The following is a 1,143-nucleotide window of genomic DNA, read 5'->3' as shown; positions in this document are numbered from 1 at the left end:
TTAGAGGAATAGCTACTCGATATGACAAGCTCAAAAGAAATTATCAAAGTTCTGTTGCTTTAGCCTGTATATTTTTATGGCTACCTTTATAGGGTTAATTATGAACAGTAAATGTCAACAGACCCTAATGATTTAATTATTTTGTTGTAAATAAAAACAACGATTCCTTGTTTCGGCGCAAAAGACCAAGGGGAAAGCCTTACAGAAATGTAGGGCTTTTTTAATAGCAGCTTAATTTAAATTGAACCGTACCGGGTTTGTCGGAGACTCAATATTCTGAGAGACTATTCCGATGACAAAATTAAAATATACCCCTGAAATCAGAGAAAGAGCGGTTCAATTATTGATTGAATCCGAAAAAGATTATCCTTCTACTTGGGCTGCAATCACAGCAATTGCGCCTAAGATTGGTTGTACTCCTGAAACACTTCGTGCCTGGCATCAAAAGCATTTAGATCAGCAAAATCCTATTAAAGTACAACAGATATCTGATCAAGAAAAAATGAAGCAAATGGAACGTGAAATTAAAGAATTAAAGCGTGCCAATGAAATTCTACGTAAAGCAGCCGCTTTTTTCGCCCAGGCGGAGCTCGACCGCCCACACAAATAATGGTGGATTTCATCCATAACAATAAAGACTTATATGGTGTTGATGCGATTTGTAGGATTTTACCGATCGCAGCCTCAACCTATTACCGAACTTTAGATCTCGCTGACAATCCAGAACATCGAGCGAAACGAGATCTACATGATGAGCATCATGCTGAACAAATTAAACGAATTTGGAAGGAAAGTTTAGGTCGATATGGTGTACGTAAAGTCTGGCAAAAATTAAAACGTGAGGGTTATGTTATTGCACGTTGTACAGTTGCTCGATTGATGCAAAAGCTAGGTATACAAGGTGTTTGGCGAGGTAAGAATAAACAAACCACCCGTAACCGAGATGACCAAAAACGGGCAGATGATTTAGTGAAACGTAATTTTAATGCTGATCATCCAAACCAACTATGGGTGGGTGACTTTAGTGTGCCGCAGCAAGCGGCGTAAGAGATGAGGGTATGGCCCCTCGCTATCGGCTTGCAGGAGCAGGTAGCAAACCACCATAAGCGGCTTGGATCAAAAGTCCCGGTCGTGAGCGTTATG

General features: G+C 40.2%; 2 pseudogenes and 1 other annotated feature. Both pseudogenes read left to right on the top strand.

Annotated elements, in window-relative coordinates:
* Positions 1-111: pseudogene (locus MF4640_RS19230) on the top strand (IS5/IS1182 family transposase); the annotation flags it as partial.
* 181 nt (positions 112-292) lie between these two features.
* A pseudogene (locus MF4640_RS18750) lies at positions 293-1,035 on the top strand (IS3 family transposase); the annotation flags it as partial.
* Positions 568-685: a sequence feature (AL1L pseudoknot), on the top strand. Its footprint overlaps the pseudogene before it by 118 nt.
* Positions 1,036-1,143: the final 108 nt, after the last annotated feature.

The organism is Acinetobacter sp. MF4640, from assembly GCF_002018895.1.
In the GTDB taxonomy this organism is placed as follows: domain Bacteria; phylum Pseudomonadota; class Gammaproteobacteria; order Pseudomonadales; family Moraxellaceae; genus Acinetobacter; species Acinetobacter johnsonii.
This window is presented reverse-complemented; position numbering and strand designations above follow the sequence as displayed.